Raw genomic sequence first — 22,804 nt, 5'->3', positions numbered from 1 at the left:
TCCATCGCACAGTATCGACCGTGCTGTTCGGGATCACCGTACAATCGCCCGGTGCTCAACTCGGGACGGCTGCACCTGCTCAGCCTGCTGGACACCCTCGGTACCGTCCGCGCGGTCGCCGAGACGCTGCACCTGAGCGCGTCGACCGTCTCCCAGCAACTGGCGGTGCTCGAGACCGAGACCCGGTGCCGGCTGCTGGAGCGGACGGGCCGACGCGTCAGGCTCACCCCGGCCGGACTGCTGCTGGCGCGGCGGGGGCGGGAGATCCTGGACCGGATGGCCGAGACCGAGGCCGAACTGCGGGCCCTGAACGACGAGCCCATCGGCACCGTCCGCCTCGGCGTCTTCCAGAGCGCGATCTACACCCTGGCGGTACCGGCGGCCACCCGCCTGGCGACCACGCACCCGCACCTGCACGTGGAACTGATCGAGATGGAGCCCCACGAGAGCGGCCCCGCCCTGCGCTCGGGGGAGGCGGACGTCATCGTGACCACCACCGACTACGCCGGTCTGTCCTGGGGAGCGGACATCGAGGTCACGTCCCTGGGCACCGACTCGGTCGTGCTGGTGCTGCCGCCCGCGCACCCGCTCGCCGCCCGTACCGCGGTGAACCTCGCGGCGTGCAAGGAGGAGACCTGGGCGTGCGACCGTCCGCAGTCGTACATGGCGGACCTGACCCTGCGGCTGTGCCGCGAGTCGGGTTACGAACCCCGCGTGGCCTGCCGGTTCAGCAACTACCTGATGCTGCTCAGGCACGTCGAGACGGCCGGGACGATCGCCTTGCTGCCGGCCCTGGCCGTCACCCCGGACCATGCTGTGGTCACTCGCGAGCTCAGTCCGCCGGTGCGCCGCAACGTCGCCGCCGTGGTACGGCGCGGCACCACGCGGCGCGCCGCGGTGAGCGTGGTCGTGGCGGCGCTGCGCGACCACCCGGAGCTCCCGGCCCTGGCCGCCCCCGACCGGCACGCGGAACGGGAGGAGCCGCCGGTGCCGTGATCCAGGCGGGAATCCGGTGGTGGACGTCCCGCGCACGATTCGGGTCGCAGGCGCACCACCGGGTGGTCGACGGGTGCCGGGCCGGGCGGTACCCGACCCGCGCGCTCCGCCGGGTGCGGGTACAGGAAGCCGCCCGGTCAGCGGCCGACGGACGCCGGGTCCTCGGCGTCGACCTCCCCCGCGGCTCTGAACTCCACGGCGACCACGCCGTCGACCCGTCGGCAGAGCTCCTCCAGCACGGATACGGACACGTCGCCGGGCAGCCGGCCGCTGAGGACGACGTGACCGTGGGCCACGTCCACCTGCATCGACGACGGAGCCAGACCGAGCGACTTGACCATCGCCTCCTCGATGATCTCGGTCCGGATCGCCCGGTCCGTGCGAAGGAAGACCCGCAGCAGATCGCTCCTGCTGACGACCCCGATCAACCGCCCCGCCTCGTCGACGACGAGGAGCCGCTTGATGCCGTGCCGTGCCATCACGCGGGCGGCGTCGACGACGCTCCAGTCCTCGCGCGCGCAGACGGCGGGCGAGGTCATCAGCCCCGCCGCGTCCGTGGCGGACGCCTTGGCGTCGGCCGGCCGGGGCCGTTCCCCGTCACCGGAAGGGCCGTCCGGCTCTCCGCCCCACATCTTCTGCAGGAGGTCCGCCTCCGACACGACTCCCACCGGCCGGTCCTCCCCGTCGACCACGGGCACCGCGGTGATGTCGTACTCCTGCAACAGGTGGGCGATCTCCTTGAACGGTGTTCCGGGCTGCGCCCGGACCACGGCGTCGCTCATCAGATCGCTCACCTTCAGGTGCTTCATCGAGGGTCTCTCCTCCGCTGCCGGCCGCGGTGGGCCGGCGTTCGTCCTTCTTGTCATGTGAAACGGTCCATCGGCCCGGTGAGTGCCCCGCGCCTCACGCACTCGGGCTGATGAGGAGCAGGGCGATGTCGTCCCCGGGGGTGGGCGCGTGCCGGATCAGCGCGTCGGCCATGGCGTCGAGGTCGCCGGGGTCCGCGTGTTCCAGAAGGCCGGCGAGGGCCGCGGTGGCGTCGTCGAGGTCGACGCCGGGCGCTTCGACGAGCCCGTCGGTGTAGAGGGCGAGGACACTGCCGGGCGGCAGGGCGAACTCTCGCGCCGGGTAACGGACGTCCGGCTCGATGCCGAGCAGGAGACCCGGCGGCACGCGGACGAGTTCGGTGTGGCCGTCGGCACGGCGCAGCAGGGGCGGCGGGTGTCCGGCGCTGGCCAGGCAGGCGCGGCGCGTCGCGAGGTCGAGGTGCACGTAGACACAGCTCGTGAAGAGGCCGGGGTCCAGATCCGTGAGCAAGCGGTTGGTGCGGGCCAGGACGTCGCCGGGGGAGGCGCCCACGGTGGCGTGGGCGTGGACGGCGGTGCGGACCTGGCCCATGAGCGCGGCCGCGTCCACGTTGTGGCCCTGGACGTCCCCGATGGTGGCACCGAGGGTGTGCTCGTCGAGGTGGATGAGGTCGTAGAAGTCGCCGCCGACGCCCAGGCCATGGGCCGCCGGCAGGTATCGGGCGGCGACCCGCAGACCGGGCACGCGGGGAAGGGTGTGCGGCAGCAGGGCGGACTGCAGTCGGTGGGCGAGGTGGTGCTTGGCGTCGTAGAGACGGGCCCGGTCCAGGGCCTGGCCGACCAGACCGGCCAGAGAGGTCAGCGCGGCGCGCTCGCCCGGCGGGAAGGCGTGGGGCCGCTCGTAGGAGAGGAGGAGGGAGCCGATGGGGCGGCCGGAGGCAATCAGCGGCAGCACCGCCCACGCGGCCATCCCGTCCTCGTGCACGGTGGCCGGATAGGCCTCCGCCATCTCGGCGAAGGTCGCGAAGAACCCGGGGACACCCGTGGCCATGACATCGGCACCGGGCACCTCGGAGCTGAGCGGAATGCCGTCGAAACGGTTCATCAGCTCGGTGCGGTAGCCGCGGTGGCCCACGATCCGCAGGCGGCCGTCCTCGGCGGTCATCAGCACCATGGCCTGCGCGCCCAGCGCTGGCAGCAGCTGGTCGGCGGTCTGCTCGACCACCTCCTGCACACCGATGGCCTCGGTCAGGGTCGAGGCCAGGTGCATCAGGTGGTACAGCACGGTGGCGCGGCTGGGCCCGGCGGTCGGCATCGCCCGCGCCGCGGGAGTGCTGTCGGCGGGGTCGCCGCGAGTGATGCGAACGCTCATGCCGGTGGCGTCCGGATACAGCTCGAAGGCCAGCCAGGTCCGCGGCGGGCGCAGCACGGTGAAGGCCTGCGGCAGGCGGCTGACCAGCGCGGCCCGGTAGCGGTCCTCGACCTGCGGGACGTCCATCCAGGGCAGCGCCTCCCACGGCAGCGCACCAACCAGGGCGGCCTGGTCGGCCCCCAACAGGTCGGCGGCGGCCGGAGTGATGAAGGTGATGCGGCCGTTCATGTCCAGACCGCACGATCCGCCGGGCAGGCGGTCGACGAACGCCGAGAGCGCGGTCGCCTCGGCAGGTGAGGGAGCGCGCCCGGCCGGGGCCCGCAGGGAGCGGGGCCGATCCCCGGGCATCAACGGGGCGCCGCCGTCCGCCGCCTGCCGCAACACCTCGCCCAGGCGGCGGCAACCCGTCTCGACGACCTCCCGTTCCTCGCGGCTGAGCCGCGGCGAATGGGTGCCGGACCACAGCAGGACCAGCCCGCCCCGTACGGTGCCGTCCGAGACGACCGGCGCCGCTCCCAGCGCGAAGTCGTACGGCAGCACGAGTGCCGGCCGGGGGTACTGGCGCGCCATCTCCTCCCGGCCGCCCACCCAGACCAGGCGCCCCTCGCGCACGGCGTCCGCCACCGGCATCGGATCCGTCGGCGCGACACGCCGCCACGGAAGGGCGATGTCCTGGGGCACCCCCGCCGTCATGACCAGCCACAAGGCGTCGTCGCGCGGCGGCAGTACGTACAACAGCCCTCCGTACGCACCGCTGTCCCGCACCACGGCGGTCATCGCGGTGTCCATCGTGGTGTGCATCAGATGCCCGCTCGCCGACGGCCGAGTCCCACAGGATCCGGCAGGACCGCCCGACGCCGGCCACACCGAACATCACCCATATGAGGACACTACGCCCGCTTCCCCGCGACGGCATGCGAGGGCGTGACCGTCAGTACTCCGTCAGTGGTCCCACACGTCCGGGCCGCCTCCGCGCCACTCGACGAGCGCCGACCGGACCACGTCCATCTCGTCCCAGTCCTGCAGGCCGGCCTCCTGCAGGAAGCGGGCGACGTCCTGCACGCCGTAGGCCCGGCCCAGGACCTCTCCGTCCACGCGTACCCGGCGTCCGCCCTCCTCGTCGGGCGGGTACACGATCACTGGAGGCGCGCTCGTCATGGCACCAGCGTGGGGCAGGCACCGGTGGCGCGCATGCCGGGGCGGCGCGGAGCGTGTGACGGGGCGGTGGGCGTGCGGGGTGGGTGCGCGTGCGGGGGTGGCGCGCCGCTCATAGGCTGGTGCCGCTCGGGGACCGCACGTGGAGAGGCCTGTCCATGCCCCGGTCGATCTGGAGCGGCGCCATCTCGTTCGGCCTGGTGACCGTGCCGATCCACGTGGTCGGCGCGACCGAGGACCACAGCATCCGGTTCCACCGCTACCACCTGGCGGATCAGGGCAGGATCCGGACCCGGAAGGTCTGCGAGCTCGAGGACCGGGAGGTCCGTTCCGACGAGATCGGCAAGGGGTACGAGCTCACCAGCACCCAGATCGTGCCCATCACCGACGAGGACCTGCGGGAGCTGCCGCTGCCGACGGCCAAGGCCATCGAGATCGTGGCGTTCGTGCCGCTCGCGTCCGTGGACCCCATCAGGATCGGCGACGGCTACTACCTGCAGCCGGACGGGCAGGTGGCGGCGAAGCCGTACAAGCTGCTGCGGCAGGCGCTCGCCCGCTCGTCGAAGGTGGCCGTGGCGAGGTACGCCTGGTCAGGCCGGGAACGCCTCGGACTGCTGCGGGTGCGCGGGGAGGCGATCGTGCTGCACGCCATGCGCTGGCCCGACGAGATCCGCGACCCGTCCTCCCTCACACCGCCCCCGGTCGAGGTCTCCGAGGAGGAGATCGACGGAGCGCTCGCGCTGATGGACACGATGTCCCGCGAGGACCTCGAGGGCGACGAGTTCCGCGACACCTACACGGAGGCCGTCGCGGAACTCATCGAGGCGAAGCGCGAGCACAGGGAGCCCGAGGTGGTGCCGGAGCGGGAGGAACGGCCGGGGCAGGTGCTGGACCTGATGGCCGCGTTGCAGGAGTCCGTGTCCAAGGCGAAGGAGTCCCGGGGCGAGGACGACCACGCGGAGGTGCGGGAGCTGCCCGGCCGGAAGAAGAAGGCCGCCGCGAAGAAGACACCCGCCGCCGGGACCGCGGCGAAGAAGCCGGCCGGGAAGAAGCCGGCGGCGAAGAAGACGACGGCCCGCGGACCCAGGAGCGCCTAGTCGTATCGAGTGAGTGGATGCGCTGTTCCCGCGGCTGATCGGTGGGTGACTGCCGAGGCGGTGTGGTCAGCTCGGGGGCAGACCGATCGGGACGACGAGGGGACCGCCCGCGCGGTCCGGGCTCCCGGACGACGAGGGGACCGACCCGCGCAGGTCCGGGCTCCGGACAACGACGGAACCGCCCGCTCAGGAGGGGGCTCGGGCTCCCACGGCCCGCCACCGTACGGTCCGCGCCCTTACCCCGGGGGTAATCGACCCTCCGCCCGACCACGGGCAGGATCAGGGCATCGGCACGACCCCGGCGGCAGAGCCCGCAGGGGGGAGCCGTCGCAACCTGGAGGAGAGGAAGATGCCGATGTCCACCGAGTCCACCGGAACCCTGGCGAATTCGACCGCCGAGGCGACCCGCGCCGTCGTGAACGCCTTCCTCGCCGCCCGCGTCGCCGGCGACACCGAGCGGCTCGTCGGCATCTTCGCCGACGAGGTCGACTGGCTGCTGGCCGACAACCCGACCGTCCCCTGGATCCGTCCACGGTCCACAGCCGCCGAATGCGCCGCCCAGTTCACGGAGTTGATGGAACACACCGTGCCCGAGGAGGCGCGCGTCAGTGTCGACGCCTTCCTCGTCGACGGCGCTGACGCCGTCCTCACGGGACACGTCCGCGGAACGGTACGTGCCACGGGAAAGACCTTCGAGGGCCCGTTCGCGCTGCGCCTCACCGTCGAGGACGGCAGGATCACCCGGCACCACCTCTACGAGAACAGCCTTTCGATCGCCGAGGCCTGCTCACCGACGCACCCCGAGGCTTAGCGGAGCGTGTACCTGGAAACGACTACTCCCGAACGGTCGTCGCAACGACGGTCGGCCGACTGGGGAGGGGTCTTACGTGGACGTGCCCTTATATCTGAGGCCGCGGATCGAACCGCCGCTCGCCTCACTGCTGGGCGCCGCGCCGTTCCTGCACTCACTCGTCGACGCCCTCGGATCTCCGCTCAACGTACTGGTGCCCGAGACCATCGCCGAGAACGCGGCGCGCTTCCGGGCCGTCTACCGCCGCCACCGTCTCACCGGCCGCCTCTACTTCGCGCACAAGGCGAACCGCTCCAGCGCCCTGGTGCGCAGGCTGGCGGCCGAGGACCCGGCGGCCGTGGGGATCGATGTCGCGTCGCTCGAAGAGCTGCGGCATGCCTTGAGCTGCGGATTCACCGGGGACCGCGTCATGGCCACCGGTCCCAAGGACCCGGAGTTCCTGTGGCTGGCGGCCCGGGTCGGCGCCGCGGTGAACCTGGACTCGCCGCGTGAGCTGGAGCAACTGGCCTCTCTCGTACGTGGCCACGGCCTCGGCCGGGTCCGTGTGCTGGCGCGCCTGTCCGGCTTCGAGTCGACCGCCGGTCAGAACGGAGCGGGCACCCGCGTGCTGTCCCGGCGCAGCCGCTTCGGCACGCCCGTGCGGGACGCGGAGGCGCTCTGGTCGGCCCTGGAACGGCATTCGGACGCCGTCGAACTCATCGGGCTCGCCTACCACCTGGACACCACCGGCCTGGAGGAGAAGGCCCGTGCCCTGGAACAGTGCGTGCTGCTCATGGACGCCTGCCGCGAGCGGGGCCTCGCCCCGCGTGCCGTCGACATCGGCGGCGGCTTCGGCGTCGGCTACGTCGCCGACGCGGGGGAGTGGCAGCGCTGGACGACCGCGCTCAGCGAGGCGGTACTCGGCGGCCGCCCGCCCCTGACCTGGCGCGGCCACGGCTACGGGCTGCGCAACGAGGGCGGCACGGTGCGCGGGTCCGTCGCCCTGTACCCCGGCCACCGCCCCGACGCCGGCCCCGCCTACCTCGACGAACTCCTCTCTCTCCCGGCCCCGGTCCTGGGCCGGGAACCGGGCACGCTCCTGCTGGAGCACCTGCACGACCTCCACATCGAACCCGGCCGTTCCCTGGTCGACCAGTGCGGACTGTCGCTGGCACGGGTGCTGGACGTCCGGGGGACCGGCGCGGACCCGGACCCGTACCTGGTGCGTCTCGGCATGAACGCGGGAGACGTGAGCCTGGAGGAGCACGGAGTCCTGATGGACCCCGTGCTGCTGTCCCGCGGCGACCCGTCAGGTAACGGCCGGGACGACGGCGAACCGGAGACGGAGCGCCCGGTCGGCGTGCACCTCGTCGGCAACCTGTGCCTGGAGGCCGACCTGATCACCCGTCGGCTCGTGTTCCTCCCGAGACTGCCGCGCCCCGGTGACGTGCTGGCCTTCGTCAACACCGCGGGCTACGCGATGGACTTCCACGCCCACCACGCCCAGCGGCAGCCGTCGGCGCGGACGGTGGCCGTGGAGCGGGAGGGCGACTCCTGGCGCTGGTGCCCGGACGAGGACTACTGGCCGATCACACACCCGGGGGGAACGCCCGCATGAGGTACGACAGCATCACGGACGCCATCGGCAACACACCGCTGGTCCGCATCGACCCCGCCGTGCACGGGCTGCGCAACATCGACCTGTACGCGAAGCTGGAGATGCTCAACCCGTTCGGTTCCGTCAAGGACCGTCCCGCCTGGCACATGGCCCGCCCCCATCTGGAGAGCGCGGCGGAGGGCGAGGGGACGGTCGTCGAGCTCTCCAGCGGCAACACCGCCAAGGCGCTGGCCCTGCTGGCCGGCATGCACGGCCTGAAGTTCAAGAGCGTCACCAACCGCATGCGCGTACCGGAGATCAAGGAGCTGCTCCTGCTCCTCGGCGCCGAGATCGAGGAGCTGCCCGGGCGCAGCGAATGCCTGGACCCGACCGACACGGACGATCCGCTGACCCACTTCCACCAGGCCCTCACCGAGCCGGGCAGCACGTACCTGCACACCGACCAGTACTTCAACCCGCGCAACGTCGAGGCGCACGCCGCCGGCACCGGACCGGAGATCGTCAAGGACCTGGACGGGCGGGCTCCGGACTGGTTCGTCGCCTGTGTCGGCACGGCCGGTTCCTCGACCGGCGTCGCCAGGGTGCTGCGCGAGCACGACCCGGACGTGCGGGTCCTCGGCCTGGTCTCCCACAAGTCCGACTTCATACCCGGCATCCGCACCATCGACGAGGTCCACCAGGTCGGCCTGTTCGACCCCGCGACGTACGACACCATCGAGTCCGTCACCTCCGTGGAGGCCATCGACGGGATGCTCACCCTGATCCGCCGCTGCGGACTGCTGTCGGGGCCGACCGGGGGCGCCGCCTACCAGGGCGCCGTGCGGCACCTGCGCGACGCCGACGAGGCACTGGAGGGGACGGGACGCCGGGAGACCGCGGTGTTCATCGTGTGCGACCGGGCCGAGAGCTACCTCAGCTACGTGCGCGCACGACGACCCGAACTGCTGGGCAGGACGAGCAGGGTGCCCACCCTCGCCACGCTCACCGAGGACGACGTGAGGGCGGACGCCCGGTCCGTGGGCGTGGACGACGCCCGCCGCTGGATCGCGGAAGGCGATCCCCGGCCGCTCGTCGTCGACATGCGCAGTCCGCACGCCTACGCGGCCCTGCACATCGAGGGCTCGGTCAACATCGTCGACGAACTGTTCGAGGAACTCGTCCGCGGCGGGCTTCCCTTCAGCAAACGAACGCCGGTGCTGTTGGCCTGCCCGGTCGGCGAGAAGTCGCTGCGCCACGCGGCGCTGCTGACCCGTATGGGCCACCCCGACGTGCGGAGCCTGGCCGGCGGGATCGTCGCCTGGCGGGACGCGGGCGCGCCGCTGGTGCGCGAGTGAGCGCCGGCGGACCGCTCCCGGCCGGCGGGTACGCCGAGGAGGCACAGGACGAGCTGTGGCAGCGGGAGCTGAGGGAACAGTTCCCCATCGTCACCGCCCACCCGGAGTCGGCCTACTTGGACAGCGCGGCGACCTCCCAGAAGCCGAGGGCCGTACTGGAGGCCGTCCAGACCTATCTCACGACATCGAACGCGAACGCCGGGCGGGGCACCTACCCCTGGGCCAACAGGACCACCCGGCTCGTGGAGGACGCCAGGGAGCGGGTGAAGGCATTCCTTCACGATCCGGAACCGGACCGTTCCACCGTCCACTTCACCAGCGGCACCACCGAGGGACTGCGCACCGTCGCCCGCGACTGGCTCGTGCCCCACCTCTCCGACGGCGACGAGATCCTCGTACCGTTCGCCGACCACCGCGCCAACCTGGACCCGTGGCTCGAAGCCCGGCAGTTGCTGGCCGAACGCGGCGTGGAGGTGCACGTTCGCGCCCTGCCGTACCAGGCGGTGTCGGGCGACTACGACCACCGTGCCCTCGGTGACCTCGTCGGTCCCCGGACCCGCTTCGTGGCCGCGACCCACGTCCATCACGTCTACGGCGGTGACATGAACGTGCACCGCATCCGCGCGGCGGTCGGCCCGGACGTGCCGATCTGCCTGGACGCGGCCCAGAGCGTCGGCCATCTGCCCGTCGACCTGGCTGACCCCTCGCTGGACGTCGATTTCATGGTCTTCTCGGGGCACAAGGCGATGGCCCTGCCCGGTACGGGGGCGGTGTGGGCGCGCAACACGCGGGGGCCCGCGTTCCGGCCGGGCGGCTGGCAGGGTACGCCCAACACGGTGGGCATCGTGTCGCTGGGGGCCGCGCTCGACTGGCTCGACCGGGCCGGAGTGGACCGGATCGCCCGCTGGACGGCAGGCCTCACGACCCGGCTCACCGACCGGCTGCGGCACCTCGACGCGTACGAGATCCTCGGCTGCCCCACGAGCCTGGCCGCCGACTCCGTGCTTCCCGCGGCCCAGCGGCGCCACGGCCTCGTCACCTTCCGGCACCGGGACATCCCGTCCGACGACCTCGGCTTCATCCTCTACAGCCACGGCTTCATGGTCCGCGCCGACAGCCTCTGCCAGGCGGGGGCGGAGGACGGGAAGGGGTCGGTACGGGTGAGCGTGCACGCGTACAACACGGGGGAGGAGATCGACCGCCTGCACGGCGTGCTCGCCTCGTTGGCGTGAACCGGCGACCGGTGAGGCAACTGATAACCGTTTCCACCTGTAGATTCGGTCCCGACCACAACGGGTGCGAATCGGAAGAGGTGGCGCGACCAGATGGGCATCAGCATGGCGGTGGCCGGGACGTGGGTGGAGCGCTGGGAGCGGCAGCAGCAGCGCTACGCCGTGGACCGTGAGGAGCGCTTCACGGTGATCACGGATGTCGTCGAGTACGTCACCGCCGGCCGCCCCCGTCCGCTCCTGCTCGACCTCGGATGCGGCCCGGGCTCCCTGGCCGCCAGGCTCGTCGACCGCCTGCCGGACGCGGAGATCGTCGCCGCCGACATGGACCCCCTGCTGCTGGAGCTGGGGCGGACCCACCACGCCGACGCCGCCCGCTACGTGGACACCGTGATCGGCGCCGACGGCTGGACCGAAGCCCTCCGCCTGGACCGGCCCCTGGACGCCGCCGTCTCGACCACGGCCCTGCACTACCTCCCCGAACCGGTCCTGCTGGACACCTACCGACGGCTCGCCGCCCTGCTGCGTCCGGGCGGGGTGCTCGTCAACGGCGACCACTTCCCGCCCGGCGACGCCTCCTGCGCGGGCATCACCGCGCACGTGGGGCGGTGCCGTGCGGAGCGGACCGGCGGGCACGCCCACGAGGACTGGCACGCGTGGTGGGGCGCGGCCGCGCGGGACCCCGAGCTGGCCGACCTGTACGCCGAGCGTGCGCGGCGCCACGAGGCCCACGGCGGGAACGGGCCCGGCGAGGACCTTGCGCTGGAGCGGCACGCCGAGTTGCTGGTCGCGGCCGGCTTCCGTCATGTCGCGCCGGTCTGGAGGTTCGGCGACAGCGCGGTGCTGGTGGCGGTCATGGGCGACTGATCCGCACCCTGAGCGCGGATCAGAGCGCGAGACTCATCAGGATCTCGTCACGGTCGTCACCGGGCGCCACGCGCAGCGCGCCCGGCCACCGGCCGACCTCGGTCCAGCCGACCCCGCGGTAGAAGTCCTCGAGGCCCAGGCCGGCCCGCACCGAGAGCCGCAGCCGCTCCAGGCCCATCTCCTCGCGGGCGATCGCGGGGAGTCGGCGCATCAGGGCGGCGCCGACGCCCGTACCGCGGAAACGGACGTGGGTCTGAAGGTGGTTCACCGTCCCGCAGTGCGCCTCCAGGGCGTGCGGCTCGCGGCGCAGCAGCACCCAGCCCGCGAGAGCGTCCCCGACGGAGGCCAGGAGCAGCCGGCTGCGCTGCGGAGCGAGCCCTTGGACGATCGCTTCCACCGCCGGTTCCACCTGCGGCGGGGCGACCGGTGGCAACGGGCAGCCCATGGGCACGACCGCGCCCCCGGCGTTGATGACCGCCGCCCAGCATTCCCCGAGGTCCCGCCGCACTGCCTCGGTGGCGTCCTGGGCCCGCATCAGCTGTGCGAACGCGGGCGCGGGTGCCGTCTCGTGCGCTGTCACGTCCGCCAGTCTGCCAGGGACGCCTCGCGCCAGGACACGCTGGACTGCTGCTTCACCACGATCGGGGCGCATCCCGGAGCGGGGAAGTCGCCGCACCCGGCGGCGCGTTGCCACTCGCCCTTCGCAGCCCACGGGGGATACCAACTGGTTTCACGTGAAACGCAGGATATTCGGGCATTCGTGCATTCGGGGGAGGTGCGAGGCCCGTCCGGCCCACCCCCATGCTGCCGTTGCGCCCGCTTTGCGCCCTACCCCGCGTCCGGCCTTCGTCGCACCCTCGCCTTCATGGCGGATACACACGAACCGCGTCTCGTCGCGTTACCCGGTCCCGACAGCAGCCGGCAGCCACCCGCCGACGCCCCGCGCCCCTGGGAGATCGCCGACCGGAGGCAAGCCGCACAGGACGGAGCCACCGGGCCGGAACCTCCCGCCCGGCCCGTCTGCCCACGCTGCGGCCTCGCCGGTGAACGCCGCCCCACCTACACCGGTCAGCACGTGCTGCTCGAACCTCTGCTCCCCATTCCCGCCCACCTGGTCCCCGCAGGGCACCGGTGGCACATCGACTCTGGCGGGAACGCCTGGAACGGAGGTCTGGAGGAGCCCCCGCCGGGCTCCACCTGCCGCATCCCTCACCAGCTCGCCTGTCCGGGGCTCAGTCTGGACGAGCTCAAACCGTGGCGCTGGCTGGACGCCGTGCGTGAGGAGAACGCGCGCCGCGTCACACGGCAGGCGCAGGCGGGCGACTGTCCGGGAGCGCTGCCCGACGCGGGGTGAACCGCCGTACGGCTTCGGCGGGTGTCGGGGCTCCGGGCGGAGTACGGGCCGCTGTGCGACCGGGCGGTGTACCAGTTGGCCGTCACTGTGTCCGGCCGGCCGCCGGACCGGCTCCTCATGGTCGCCGCCCACGCCTGGGACCAGCGCGGTGCACAGGCTCGCGGCCTGCGCACCGCCTGTGTCGCCCGACCCGTCGGCGATCCGCCCACCTCCTCGGACCGGTTCGACCTGCACGCCGACGGCTTGGCGGACCTGGCCGACCGGCTCGATCGGGCCGGGGGGACGGGTTCGTAGGGACGGGTCCACAGGTACGGCAGGGCAGTGCACCCGACGGTGAAAGGGCAAGGCGCGGCGGCAGCCGTCGGCCTGGGCGTTCGCCGGGGACGGAACGGGCCGCGCGGTCGGCCGATCGGCGCGCCGGTCCGTGCGCGAGGCCGCGTCAGGACGATTCGCGGACCACCAGCTCCGTCGGAAGCGTCAACTGCTGCCGGGGCGCGCCGTGCTGCGTGATGTCGGTGAGGATGCGGGCCATGGTCCGGCCCAGCTCCTCCACCGGCTGACGCACCGTCGTCAGCGGCGGGTCGCTGTGGCGGGCGAGGACGGAGTCCTCGAATCCGACGACGGCGACGTCCCCGGGTACCTGCCTTCCCTGCCGACGGAGTTCGGCCAGTGCGCCGACCGCCATGAGGTCGGAGGCGGCGAAGACCGCGTCCAGATCAGGCGCGCGTTCAAGAAGCAAACGCATGGCACGCCGACCGCCCTCCTCGGTGAAGTCGCCCGCCTCGACCAGGAGTTCCTCGGCGGGCACCCCCGCCTCCTCGTGTGCGGTCCGCCAGCCCGCGAGCCGGCTGCGGCCGACGTCCATGTCCAGCGGGCCGGTGACCGTGGCGATCCTCCGGCGCCCGCCGCCGAGCAGGTGCCGGACCGCCGCGGTGGCACCGCCGGCGTTGTCGGCGTTGACGTAGCTCAGCCGCTCGCCCGCGTCCCGGCGGCCGGCCAGCACGGTGGGCAGGCCCATCTCCTCCAGCATGCCCGGCAGCCGGTCCTCGGAGTGCACGGAGACCAGGAGGACCCCGTCCACCCGCCGGGTCGCCACCGACTCGGTCAACTGGTCCCGCTCCGCCTGGTCCCGGACGAGCATCAGCTGCAACTGGGTCCGGCTCTCGGCGAGGGCGCCGCTGACGCCCCGGATCAACGCGGCGAAGAACGGTTCCGAACCGAGCCTGCTCTCCGATTCCGGGATCACCAGGGCCACGGCGTTGGTGCGGTTGGTCACCAGGCCGCGTGCGACCGAGTTGGGAACGTAGTTGAGTTCCTTGATCGCCGCAAGGACCCGGGCCCGGGCGTCGGCACTGACGAGATCCGAGCCGTTGACGACCCGGGAGACCGTGGTGCGGCCCACGCCGGCACGGGCGGCGACCGTTTTGATCGTGGGACGACGGTTTCCGGTCATGCACTTCCCCCTCGGCGGCCGCGGTGGCGCTGCCTACCGCGGAGGTGACCTGCGGCAATTCTTGCAGACGTTGCCGTCGGCGGTGCAGTCCCCACGGCCCGGGAAAGGAACGCGGAACCTCGGGCTCATCGCCGACTTGCGTTCAAGTCATTGACAGATGGGCGCGCTCCCACGAGTCTTCCATGCACCGGTGGGAACGTGCCCACCAAGTTGGGCACGTTCCCACCCCATGCTTCAGAGCCGCTGTAGTCATCCCTGAAACCAGTCACTCCGGTGTGTGAGCGCCGTCGCTAGGAGGAGATCCATGGGCAGTCTCGGTTCGTTGCGCACGAGGGCGGTGGCGGCGGTCGCGGCCGTCGGCGCGCTGTCACTCGTCGTCGGCTGCAGCAGCGGTGACGACTCGGTCACCGGCGGCGGCAAGAAGGACGGCAAGACCGTCATCACCATGGGTCTGTACGGGGTGATGGGCATCAAGGAGACGGGTCTTCTCGAGAAGTACGAGAAGGAGAACCCGGATGTCGACATCCAGGCCGAGATCGCCGGTGACGAGCAGACGTACTACACCGCGCTGCAGACCAGGCTCGCCGCCGGCAAGGGCCTGAAGGACATCCAGGGTATCGAGATCGGCCGGGCCAAGGAGATCACAGAGACGCAGGCGGACAAGTTCGCCGACTTCTCCAAGATGTCGGGCACCGACCACTTCCTGCCCTGGAAGGAGTCGCAGATCAGCACCGAGGACGGCAAGGTGCTGGGCCTCGGCACCGACATCGGCCCGATGGCCGTCTGTTACCGCAAGGACTACTTCGAGCAGGCCGGCCTGCCGACCGACCGCGAGGAGGTCGCCAAGCTGTGGGCGGGCGACTGGAAGAAGTACGTCGAGACCGGCCGCACCTTCAAGAAGAACTTCAAGGGTGACGACGTGGCCTACATGGACGCGGCCAGCGGCCTGTTCAACGCCATGGTCTACGGCTACCCCGAGCAGTACTACAACGAGCAGGGCGACCTGATCCACGAGACCAACCCGGCCGTCAAGGAGGCCTGGAACCTCGCCGCCGACGCCGGCGAGGACGGACTCACCGCCAAGCTCCGCCAGTTCCAGCCGGGTTGGGACCCAGGGCTGGCCAACGGTACGTTCGCCACGGCGGTGTGCCCGGCGTGGATGCTCAGCCACATCAGCGAGAAGGCCGGTGCGGCGAACAAGGGCAAGTGGGACGTCGCCCGGGCCCCGAAGGGCGCCAACTGGGGCGGTTCCTTCCTCGGCGTGGTGGAGCAGAGCCCGGTCAAGGAGGAGGCCAAGAAGCTGGTCGCCTGGCTGACCGCGCCCGAGCAGCAGGCCCACATCTTCAAGGAGATCGGCAACATCCCCTCCTCGGAGCAGGCCCTGGAGTCCGCGGACGTCAAGAACGCCACCTCGGAGTACTTCAGCAACGCCCCGATCGGCCAGATCTTCGGCGCCGCCGCCCAGGAGATACCGGACAAGCAGGTCCTCGGCCGCAAGGACGGCACCATCAAGGACACCTTCTCCCAGGGCCTGACCCTCATCGAGCAGCAGGGCACCCCGCGCGAGGAGGCGTGGAAGACCACCACGGAACGCATCGAGAAGGCGGTCGGCTGACCCGTAGGCCGCTCGCTCCCCGAGGCCGTCCGGGCCCCCGCTCTTCGCCGGGGGCCCGGGGCCCCGCCCGAACATTCGCTTTCCGCTCTCAGGAAGGAAGTCCGGTGGCCACCTCCACCACCAAGGCCCTGGCCGGCGAGGAGCCGCCCGGCGGGCCCGGCAGGACGGGCGCCCAGGGCACCGCCCGGCGGCGCGGCGCCCTGCTGCACCGGCTCGACATCAAGGGCGCCCCGTACGCCTTCGTCGCTCCGTTCTTCGTCGTCTTCGCCGCGTTCAGCTTCTACCCGCTCGTCTACACCTCGTGGATCTCCCTGCACGACGTGGAACTGGCCACCCTCGACGTCATGGAGTGGGTGGCGTTCGACAACTACGTCGAGCTCTGGGGCGACGAGCGGTTCTGGAACGCGCTGCGGAACACCATCACCATCGGAGTCATCTCCACGGTGCCGCAGCTGATGATGGCCCTGGGTCTGGCGCACCTGCTCAACTACCGGATGCGCGCCTCGCTGTTCTTCCGCGTCGCCTCGCTCGTGCCCTACGCCACCTCGGTCGCGGCGGCCGCCCTCGTGTTCACCATGATCTTCGAGCGCGACTTCGGCATGATCAACTGGGCGCTCGGAACCGTCGGGATCGACCCGGTGAACTGGGAGGCCGACAAGTGGCCCGCCCAGGTCGCGATCTCCACCATCGTCATCTGGCGCTGGACCGGCTACAACGCGCTGCTCTACCTGGCCGCGATGCAGGCCATCCCCGCCGACCGCTACGAGGCCGCCTCCCTCGACGGCGCCTCCCGGTGGCAGCAGTTCACCCACGTCACCGTCCCCGGGATCCGCTCCACCATCGTGTTCACCATCGTGCTGTCCACGATCGGCGCCACTCAGCTGTTCGGCGAGCCGCTGATCTTCGGCCAGGGCCCCAACGGCATCACCGGCGGCGCGGACAACCAGTACCAGACGCTGGGCCTGCTCCTGTACGAGGAGGGCTGGAAGAACTACCAGATGGGCCGCTCGGCGACCGTCGCCTGGGCGATGTTCATGCTGCTCGTCCTCGCCTTCGTCGCGCAGCGTCTGATCAAGCGTCTGCGCTCGCGCACGTCCTGACCTGGAGTCGCCATGACCACTCAAAGCCTCCCGGCCCGGACGGACGCGCCGGACCGGATCCCCGCCGAGAAGCCGGCCGGCCGTGGCGGCCGCCGGCTGCTGCGACAGCGCGCCGGACGCCAGCACCACGCGGGCCCGCTCGCCTACGTCCTGCTCGTCATCATGGCGGTGCTGTCCATCTTCCCGCTCTACTGGACGATGGTGGCCGCCTCCACCGACAACACGAGGGTCAGCCAGACGCCGCCCCCGTTCCTGCCCGGACCGAACCTCTTCAGCAACCTCGCCCGGGCCTGGGACGAGGCCGCCATGGGCAAGGCCATGGTCAACAGTCTGATCGTGGCCGGCGTGATCGCCCTGTCCACGGTCATGTTCGCGACGCTGGCCGGGTTCGCCTTCGCCAAGCTGCGGTTCAAGGGCCGCAACGCCCTGCTGATGCTGGTGATCGGCACCATGATGGTGCCGCCGCAGCTCGGCGTCGTACCGCTGTTCATGATGATGTCCGAACTGGGCTGGTCGCAGCAATTGCCCGCCGTCATCTTCCCCACCCTGGTCAGCGCGGTCGGCGTCTTCTTCATGCGCCAGTACCTGTCGGAGGCGCTGCCGGACGAACTCGTCGAGGCCGGGCGCGTGGACGGCGCGCACTCGCTGCGCATCTTCTGGAGCATCGTGCTGCCCGTCGCGCGGCCGGCGATGGCGGTCCTGTTCATGATCACGTTCGTGCACGCGTGGAACGACTTCTTCTGGCCGTTCGTGGTCCTCGACATGACCAACCCGACGGTCCCCGTCGCCCTCACCCAGCTCAGTGCGGGCTACGTCCGCGACCAGTCGCTGATCATGGCGGGCGCGCTGCTCGGCACGCTGCCCCTGCTGGTGATGTTCGTCGTCTTCGGCCGCCAGATCGTCAGCGGCATCATGGCGGGCGCCGTCAAGGGCTGACCGGCCGTTCCCCCGTTCCCACCAGCTCCCCGCCAGGCACGAGCCTGCGCATCCCTCACCCCCGAAAGGACTTACGTGGTCACCGCAGCACAGCAGACCGCGTCCGCCCCGGACGCCGCCAAGACCTTCCCCAAGGGCTTCCTCTGGGGCTCGGCGACCGCCTCCTACCAGATCGAGGGGGCCGCCACCGAGGACGGCCGCACCCCGTCCATCTGGGACACCTACGCCCGCACCCCCGGCCGGGTCCGCAACGGCGACACCGGGGACACCGCGACCGACCACTACCACCGCTGGCGCGAGGACGTCGCCCTCATGGCCGATCTCGGCCTCGGCGCCTACCGCTTCTCCCTCGCCTGGCCCCGCATCCAGCCCACCGGCCGCGGTCCCGCCGTGCAGAAGGGCCTGGACTTCTACCGCCGCCTCGTCGACGAACTGCTCGACAAGGGCATCCAGCCCGTCGCCACCCTCTACCACTGGGACCTGCCGCAGGAACTGGAGGACGCCGGCGGCTGGCCCGAGCGTGCCACCGCCGAGCGGTTCGCCGAGTACGCGGCCCTCGCCGCGGACGCCCTCGGCGACCGGGTGAAGACCTGGACCACCCTCAACGAGCCCTGGTGCAGCGCCTTCCTGGGCTACGGCTCCGGCGTGCACGCCCCCGGCCGCACCGACCCGGTGGCGGCCCTGCGCGCCGCCCACCACCTCAACCTCGCCCACGGACTGGCGGTGCAGGCGCTGCGCGACCGCCTCCGCGCCGACGCCCAGGTCTCGGTCACGCTCAACCTCCACCACGTCCGCCCGCTCACCGCCGGCGACGCCGACGCCGACGCGGTCCGCCGGATCGACGCGCTCGCCAACCGGGTCTTCACCGGCCCGATGCTCCAGGGCGCCTATCCGGAGGACCTGCTCAAGGACACCGCCGCGCTGACCGACTGGTCCTTCGTGCGCGACGGCGACCTGCGGCAGATCCAGCAGCCGCTGGACTTCCTCGGCGTCAACTACTACACACCCACCGTCGTCTCCGAGGCGGACGGCAGCGGCGCGCACACCTCCGACGGGCACGGCAACAGCCCGCACAGCCCCTGGCCGGGCGCCGACGGGGTCGCCTTCCACCAGCCGCCCGGCGACACCACCGCCATGGGCTGGGCCGTCGACCCCACCGGCCTGTACGACCTGCTGCGCCGGCTGGCGGCGGACTTCCCGGGGATGCCGCTGGTCATCACCGAGAACGGCGCGGCCTTCGACGACTACGCCGACCCTGAGGGGCAGGTCAACGACCCCGCCCGGATCGCCTACGTGCGCGACCACCTGGCCGCCGTCCACCGGGCCATCGTGGACGGCGCGGACGTGCGCGGCTACTTCCTGTGGTCGCTGCTGGACAACTTCGAGTGGGCGCACGGCTACGGCAAGCGCTTCGGCGCCGTCTACGTGGACTACCCGACCGGCACCCGCATCCCCAAGGCGAGCGCCCGCTGGTACTCGGAGGTCGCCCGCACGGGTGTCCTGCCCGGGGCCTGACCGGACCGGTGCGGCAGCACTACGACCGCCCCGCGCGCTGCCGCACCGGGGCCCGCCCCCGGCCCGCGCCGAGACGCGGGCCGGGGGCGGGCCCCTCTTCTGTGACGGGTCAGTCGAGCGGGTCGAGCGTGAGCCGCGCTTCGACCGGGTTGCCGTCGTGCACCAGCGACTCGTGGTGGCCGACGTCGTCGAAGGCGAAGGCGTACGCCTTCCCGTCGGCCATGTGGTCGTGGATGATCCGGGCGTAGTGGTTGGTGACGGAGTCCTGGTAGAAGTTCGCCGCCGAGGGGTCGGGCTGATCGGCGTTGCTCAGCAGCGTCGAGCGGTTGAACCCGGCGCACAGGGTGCGGGAGATCGGTCCGCGCACCTGGTCGTTGGGGGCGTCCAGGAGCTTGTGGCAGCCGAAGACGCTGGAGGCGTCGGGCTTCTGGAAGCTCGTGACGACCGCGCCCGAGCCGTCGGTGAAGTTCATGACCCCACCCGACACGCGCCCGAAGTACTTGGTGCCGGGCCGGTCCGCGAACGGGGTGACGGTGAGTGTGCTCGTCGCGTACTTCTGCCAGACGCGGTTGACGTAGTCGTCCATGACCGACGCGGGCAGAGCCCCGGTCTCCACCCCGTACAGCGGCGCCAGCGCCCGCAGTACGGTGCCGTCGGACCGGGTCTGGATCAGACCGCCCCAGCCCGGCTGCCCCCGCAGCGCGGCGAACACGCCCTTGTAGCCGCCCGCCTCGAGCCGGCCGGCGCTGCTGACACCGCCGTCGGCGCGCTGCACGCCGACGGTGTAGGGCGCGGAGAACATGTCGACCTGGGTGCTGTTGAGCCACAGCCCGGAGTCGTTGAGCGTGTACTCGGACCAGTTGAACAGGATGTCGCGGTTGGGGTCGTTCGGGTTCTGGACCGCCGGTTGCACCAGGCCGCCCGTGGTGAGCCGGAAGTCGAGCTTCTGGCCGTACGAGAAGTAGATGCGCCCGGACAGCTTCGGGATGCGGATCGTCTTGGTCTGTCCGGCGGCCGGTCCGGGGATGGACGCGTCCGGTGCGGGGGTGGGGGGATTGCCGCCGGCGGGCCAGGCGTGGAAGGTGCCGTTCGCGTCGGCCCAGCCCTGCTGACCGGTCGTCAGTGAGGTGCCCAGATTGTAGATGTGGACCGGCTCGCCGCGGTGGGAGTTGTTGGTGATCTTCAGGGGGATGGTGGCGGGGACCGCGGCGTCCGCGGGCGGCGAGGCGCCGAACGTGAGCAGGGCACCTGCCAGGCCCGCGGCCGAGACCACGGCGAGCAGACGGTGTTTGAGGCTGGAGAGCACTCTCGACCTCCGTGCGGGTGTGGGGGGAGATTGGTCCGTACCGAACTGTGAGAGCGCTCTCAGAGTCCCGCCAGGGCGCGTTCATGTCAATGTATGGGGGAGGGGGAACGGTTGCCGGGCTGTCCGGCGGTGCGAGGAGGGGAGTGCCGTGGTCGAGGATTCCGGGGCGGTCGGCGGGTGTCAGGCGTGCGATCTGACGTCGGGGAGGGCGCCGTTGCCGGGCGGGGGGGGGGGCGGGGTGCTTCCCGGACGCGGGGGAGGTGGGGCGCGTGTGCGACCGGATGAGGGAGGTGCTCGGCTGATCGGTCCGCCCAACTCGGTGTGCCGGACGGGCCGTTCAGCCGGTCCGCGTGTCCGCGTCGCCGAGCAGTCTGTAGTGCCGTACCGCGGCGGACCCTCGCGGCGCCACCTCGGGCCACAGGCAGTCGAGGACGGAGGCGGACGGCGGGAAGAGCGCGGAGGGCAACGCCGGGCGGGCGAACCACTCCCAGCGCACGATCTTGTCCGGCTCGGTGACCCGGGGCGTGCCCGTCGCCTCCTCGGTGACGGCCGCCGCCGTCACGCGGGTCAGCCCGCCCAGTCCGTCGACGAGGACCGCCAGTACCCGTACGTCGGCGGCGGCCGCCACGAGCCCGGTCTCCTCCGCCAGTTCCCGGGCGGCGGCCGTTTCGAAGTCCTCACCGGCGTCGACCTTGCCGCCCGGGAGTTCCCAGCGGCCGTCATGGCCGAGGCCGAGCAGGACCCGGCCCGCGGGATCGAGGACGGCGAGGCCGACACCGGTGAGGCTGTGGGAGGCGGGGCGGGCACGCTCGGGGCGCTCGGCGCCGGGGCTGGGAGAGTTCACCCGGCCATTTCACACCGTCGCGGCCGTCCGGAGCCAACGCGAGACGCAAGCCCTAGTACTGCAACGGTGCTTGCCGTGACTGGTGGCCAGGTCAGGGGATGTGTCCGCGTCGTTTGTAGTGGCTGGTGCGGGCTTGGTGTTGTCGTCGGCGGCGCCAGTCGACCAGTGCAGGATGTGCTCGATGGGTGTGGGCCGGCGGTTGGTGAGGCGGGCGATCAGCCGTCGTATCTCGGCGAGGCTCAGGTGGATGAGCTGGGAGGATCCGTTTCTGCTTTCCCGGCATCCAGCTCGCGGGCTCGCAGGACGGTCAGGCAGGCGTGGGCGGCCATGGCGAGGGTCATGTGGCGGTGCCATCCGGGATAGCGGCGGACCTGGTAGTCGTCCAGGCCGCATTCCTGCTTGGCGCTCTGGAAGCACTCCTCGATGGCCCACCGGCTGCCCGCGATGCGGATCAGGTCATCCAGTGTGGTTCCGGCGGGGCAGTAGGCGATGTAGTAGGAGATCTCCTGCGGGCGGGCAACGCTGCGGCGGGCGATCACCCAGTGGCGGCGGTCGGGCCGGTGCCAGGGCCGCACCTCGACGCGTGCCCAGTCGTAGATCCGCTGGCCGTGAGCTCCGGTGCCACAGGAACGACGTTTCCATTTCTGCCGGGCGAGGCCGTTGAACAGGTCGTGGACGGGATGGTCGATCGCCCAGCGGGTGACCACGGTGTCGTGCCGGGTGGTGGCCATGACGTGGAAGACGTCCGCCCGTTCCAGCTCGGACCGCCAGCCCTTGGAAAAGCCGTAGGCGGCGTCCGCGGTCACCCACCGGAACGGGATCTTGTCTGCGATCGCGCGGCGGACCATCGCCTTGGCCATGGCCACCTTGGTCTCGAAGGCGACCTCGTCGCCGATGCCGACCCGGCGGCATCTTTCCCGGTCGTCGGTCCATGAGGTGGGCAGATACAGACGCCGGTCGATCAGCGTCCGCCCACGGTCGGTGGCATAGGCGAGGAAGACGCCGACCTGGCAGTTCTCCGTCCGCCCCGCGGTGCCGGAGTACTGCCGCTGCACTCCTGCCGACCGCGTCCCTTTCTTCAGGAAGCCCGTGTCGTCCACGACGAGGACAGCGTCCGGGTCGCCGAGGTTGTCGACCACGTACCGGCGCACGTCGTCGAGCACCTCGTCGGCGTCCCACTCGATCCGGTTCAGCATCCGGTGGATGCGGTCCGGGCCAGCGTGACCGGCTTCCTCTGCCAGCGTCCAGCCGTTCTTCCGCTGCAGCGGAGCGATCAGGCCCCGCATATAAGCCAGTGCCGACTCCCGAGGCTCCGATCTGCTGAAACGGTGCACGAACTGCCCATGCACAGATTCCAGTTCACCCGCCCACAACCTGACATCAGAAAGGGCCCCACCCATAACCACACCAACGACCA

At 71.5% G+C, this 22,804-nt stretch carries 20 protein-coding genes and 1 pseudogene; 13 read left to right on the top strand and 8 right to left on the bottom strand.

The annotated features are described in order from the left end of the window. Positions 1 to 51: 51 nt before the first annotated feature. Entirely contained in the window at positions 52 to 996 is a 945-nt protein-coding gene (locus ACLIN4_RS01965; RefSeq protein ID WP_107478001.1) for a LysR substrate-binding domain-containing protein, read from the top strand. A 137-nt stretch (positions 997 to 1,133) separates the two neighbouring features. On the opposite strand, the gene ACLIN4_RS01960 is transcribed toward ACLIN4_RS01965, so the two are convergent. The 3 genes from ACLIN4_RS01960 to ACLIN4_RS01950 form a co-directional block, all read right to left on the bottom strand. Next, positions 1,134 to 1,805, bottom strand: a complete 672-nt coding sequence (locus ACLIN4_RS01960) for a CBS domain-containing protein (protein WP_269959411.1) — start codon at positions 1,803 to 1,805, stop codon at positions 1,134 to 1,136. Positions 1,806 to 1,899: 94 nt separating this feature from the next. After that, entirely contained in the window at positions 1,900 to 3,975 is a 2,076-nt protein-coding gene (locus ACLIN4_RS01955) for a SpoIIE family protein phosphatase (RefSeq protein ID WP_257101628.1), read from the bottom strand. 141 nt (positions 3,976 to 4,116) lie between these two features. Then, positions 4,117 to 4,332 carry a hypothetical protein gene (locus tag ACLIN4_RS01950; protein ID WP_100043966.1) on the bottom strand — a complete coding sequence of 72 codons (216 nt, stop codon included), beginning with the start codon at positions 4,330 to 4,332 and terminating at the stop codon, positions 4,117 to 4,119. A gap of 155 nt (positions 4,333 to 4,487) precedes the next feature. On the opposite strand from ACLIN4_RS01950, the gene ACLIN4_RS01945 reads away from it, so the two are divergent. From ACLIN4_RS01945 to ACLIN4_RS01920, 6 genes are all read left to right on the top strand, one after another. Next, positions 4,488 to 5,426, top strand: coding sequence for a Ku protein (locus ACLIN4_RS01945; RefSeq protein ID WP_107478003.1), 939 nt, complete (start codon positions 4,488 to 4,490; stop codon positions 5,424 to 5,426). Between the two features lie 355 nt (positions 5,427 to 5,781). Continuing rightward, positions 5,782 to 6,237: a nuclear transport factor 2 family protein gene (locus tag ACLIN4_RS01940; RefSeq protein WP_289908024.1), complete on the top strand. Its 456-nt coding sequence runs from the start codon at positions 5,782 to 5,784 to the stop codon at positions 6,235 to 6,237. Between the two features lie 76 nt (positions 6,238 to 6,313). Next, on the top strand, positions 6,314 to 7,834 hold the full coding sequence (locus tag ACLIN4_RS01935) for a Y4yA family PLP-dependent enzyme (protein ID WP_107478005.1): 1,521 nt from the start codon (positions 6,314 to 6,316) through the stop codon (positions 7,832 to 7,834). Further along, complete coding sequence (locus ACLIN4_RS01930) at positions 7,831 to 9,168, top strand: pyridoxal-phosphate dependent enzyme (protein ID WP_289907951.1); 1,338 nt, start codon at positions 7,831 to 7,833, stop codon at positions 9,166 to 9,168. Before ACLIN4_RS01935 ends, ACLIN4_RS01930 begins: the two co-directional genes overlap by 4 nt. Beyond that, a complete protein-coding gene (locus tag ACLIN4_RS01925) occupies positions 9,165 to 10,400 on the top strand; it encodes an aminotransferase class V-fold PLP-dependent enzyme (RefSeq protein WP_411575433.1) in 1,236 nt (411 codons plus the stop codon). The genes ACLIN4_RS01930 and ACLIN4_RS01925 overlap by 4 nt, the downstream gene beginning before the upstream one ends. A gap of 93 nt (positions 10,401 to 10,493) precedes the next feature. Beyond that, positions 10,494 to 11,264, top strand: coding sequence for a class I SAM-dependent methyltransferase (locus ACLIN4_RS01920; protein ID WP_107478008.1), 771 nt, complete (start codon positions 10,494 to 10,496; stop codon positions 11,262 to 11,264). A gap of 19 nt (positions 11,265 to 11,283) precedes the next feature. Here ACLIN4_RS01920 and ACLIN4_RS01915 read toward each other — a convergent pair whose 3' ends face one another. Continuing rightward, positions 11,284 to 11,844: a GNAT family N-acetyltransferase gene (locus ACLIN4_RS01915; RefSeq protein WP_257101629.1), complete on the bottom strand. Its 561-nt coding sequence runs from the start codon at positions 11,842 to 11,844 to the stop codon at positions 11,284 to 11,286. Between the two features lie 285 nt (positions 11,845 to 12,129). Between ACLIN4_RS01915 and ACLIN4_RS01910 the strand changes: the two genes are divergently transcribed. Both ACLIN4_RS01910 and ACLIN4_RS01905 read left to right on the top strand, forming a co-directional pair. Beyond that, positions 12,130 to 12,618 (top strand): DUF6083 domain-containing protein, encoded by a 489-nt coding sequence (locus ACLIN4_RS01910; RefSeq protein WP_107478010.1) that lies wholly within the window; start codon positions 12,130 to 12,132, stop codon positions 12,616 to 12,618. Positions 12,619 to 12,675: 57 nt separating this feature from the next. Then, a pseudogene (locus ACLIN4_RS01905) lies at positions 12,676 to 12,912 on the top strand (haloacid dehalogenase type II); the annotation flags it as partial. A 145-nt stretch (positions 12,913 to 13,057) separates the two neighbouring features. Here the strand turns inward: ACLIN4_RS01905 and ACLIN4_RS01900 are convergent. After that, complete coding sequence (locus ACLIN4_RS01900) at positions 13,058 to 14,071, bottom strand: LacI family DNA-binding transcriptional regulator (RefSeq protein ID WP_107478011.1); 1,014 nt, start codon at positions 14,069 to 14,071, stop codon at positions 13,058 to 13,060. Positions 14,072 to 14,375: 304 nt separating this feature from the next. Here ACLIN4_RS01900 and ACLIN4_RS01895 point away from each other — a divergent pair, with 304 nt between their 5' ends. The 4 genes from ACLIN4_RS01895 to ACLIN4_RS01880 all read left to right on the top strand — a co-directional run bounded on the left by ACLIN4_RS01895 (position 14,376) and on the right by ACLIN4_RS01880 (position 19,237). Continuing rightward, complete coding sequence (locus tag ACLIN4_RS01895) at positions 14,376 to 15,686, top strand: ABC transporter substrate-binding protein (protein ID WP_107478012.1); 1,311 nt, start codon at positions 14,376 to 14,378, stop codon at positions 15,684 to 15,686. Between the two features lie 104 nt (positions 15,687 to 15,790). Continuing rightward, positions 15,791 to 16,786 carry a carbohydrate ABC transporter permease gene (locus ACLIN4_RS01890; protein WP_100043957.1) on the top strand — a complete coding sequence of 332 codons (996 nt, stop codon included), beginning with the start codon at positions 15,791 to 15,793 and terminating at the stop codon, positions 16,784 to 16,786. 12 nt (positions 16,787 to 16,798) lie between these two features. Beyond that, positions 16,799 to 17,722 carry a carbohydrate ABC transporter permease gene (locus ACLIN4_RS01885; RefSeq protein ID WP_100043956.1) on the top strand — a complete coding sequence of 308 codons (924 nt, stop codon included), beginning with the start codon at positions 16,799 to 16,801 and terminating at the stop codon, positions 17,720 to 17,722. A 75-nt stretch (positions 17,723 to 17,797) separates the two neighbouring features. Beyond that, positions 17,798 to 19,237, top strand: a complete 1,440-nt coding sequence (locus tag ACLIN4_RS01880; protein ID WP_411575432.1) for a GH1 family beta-glucosidase — start codon at positions 17,798 to 17,800, stop codon at positions 19,235 to 19,237. 109 nt (positions 19,238 to 19,346) lie between these two features. Here the strand turns inward: ACLIN4_RS01880 and ACLIN4_RS01875 are convergent, their stop codons facing one another. The 3 genes from ACLIN4_RS01875 to ACLIN4_RS01865 form a co-directional block, all read right to left on the bottom strand. After that, on the bottom strand, positions 19,347 to 20,543 hold the full coding sequence (locus ACLIN4_RS01875) for a glycoside hydrolase family 64 protein (protein ID WP_107480282.1): 1,197 nt from the start codon (positions 20,541 to 20,543) through the stop codon (positions 19,347 to 19,349). 337 nt (positions 20,544 to 20,880) lie between these two features. Next, complete coding sequence (locus ACLIN4_RS01870; protein ID WP_411575431.1) at positions 20,881 to 21,387, bottom strand: nucleotide triphosphate diphosphatase NUDT15; 507 nt, start codon at positions 21,385 to 21,387, stop codon at positions 20,881 to 20,883. Between the two features lie 239 nt (positions 21,388 to 21,626). After that, positions 21,627 to 22,787 (bottom strand): IS701 family transposase, encoded by a 1,161-nt coding sequence (locus ACLIN4_RS01865; protein WP_411575430.1) that lies wholly within the window; start codon positions 22,785 to 22,787, stop codon positions 21,627 to 21,629. Positions 22,788 to 22,804: the final 17 nt, after the last annotated feature.

It is taken from the genome of Streptomyces mutabilis, from assembly GCF_046628145.1.
Taxonomy (GTDB): domain Bacteria; phylum Actinomycetota; class Actinomycetes; order Streptomycetales; family Streptomycetaceae; genus Streptomyces; species Streptomyces mutabilis.
The sequence above is the reverse complement of the archived record's forward strand: the minus strand, read 5'-3'. Positions and strand labels throughout refer to the sequence as shown.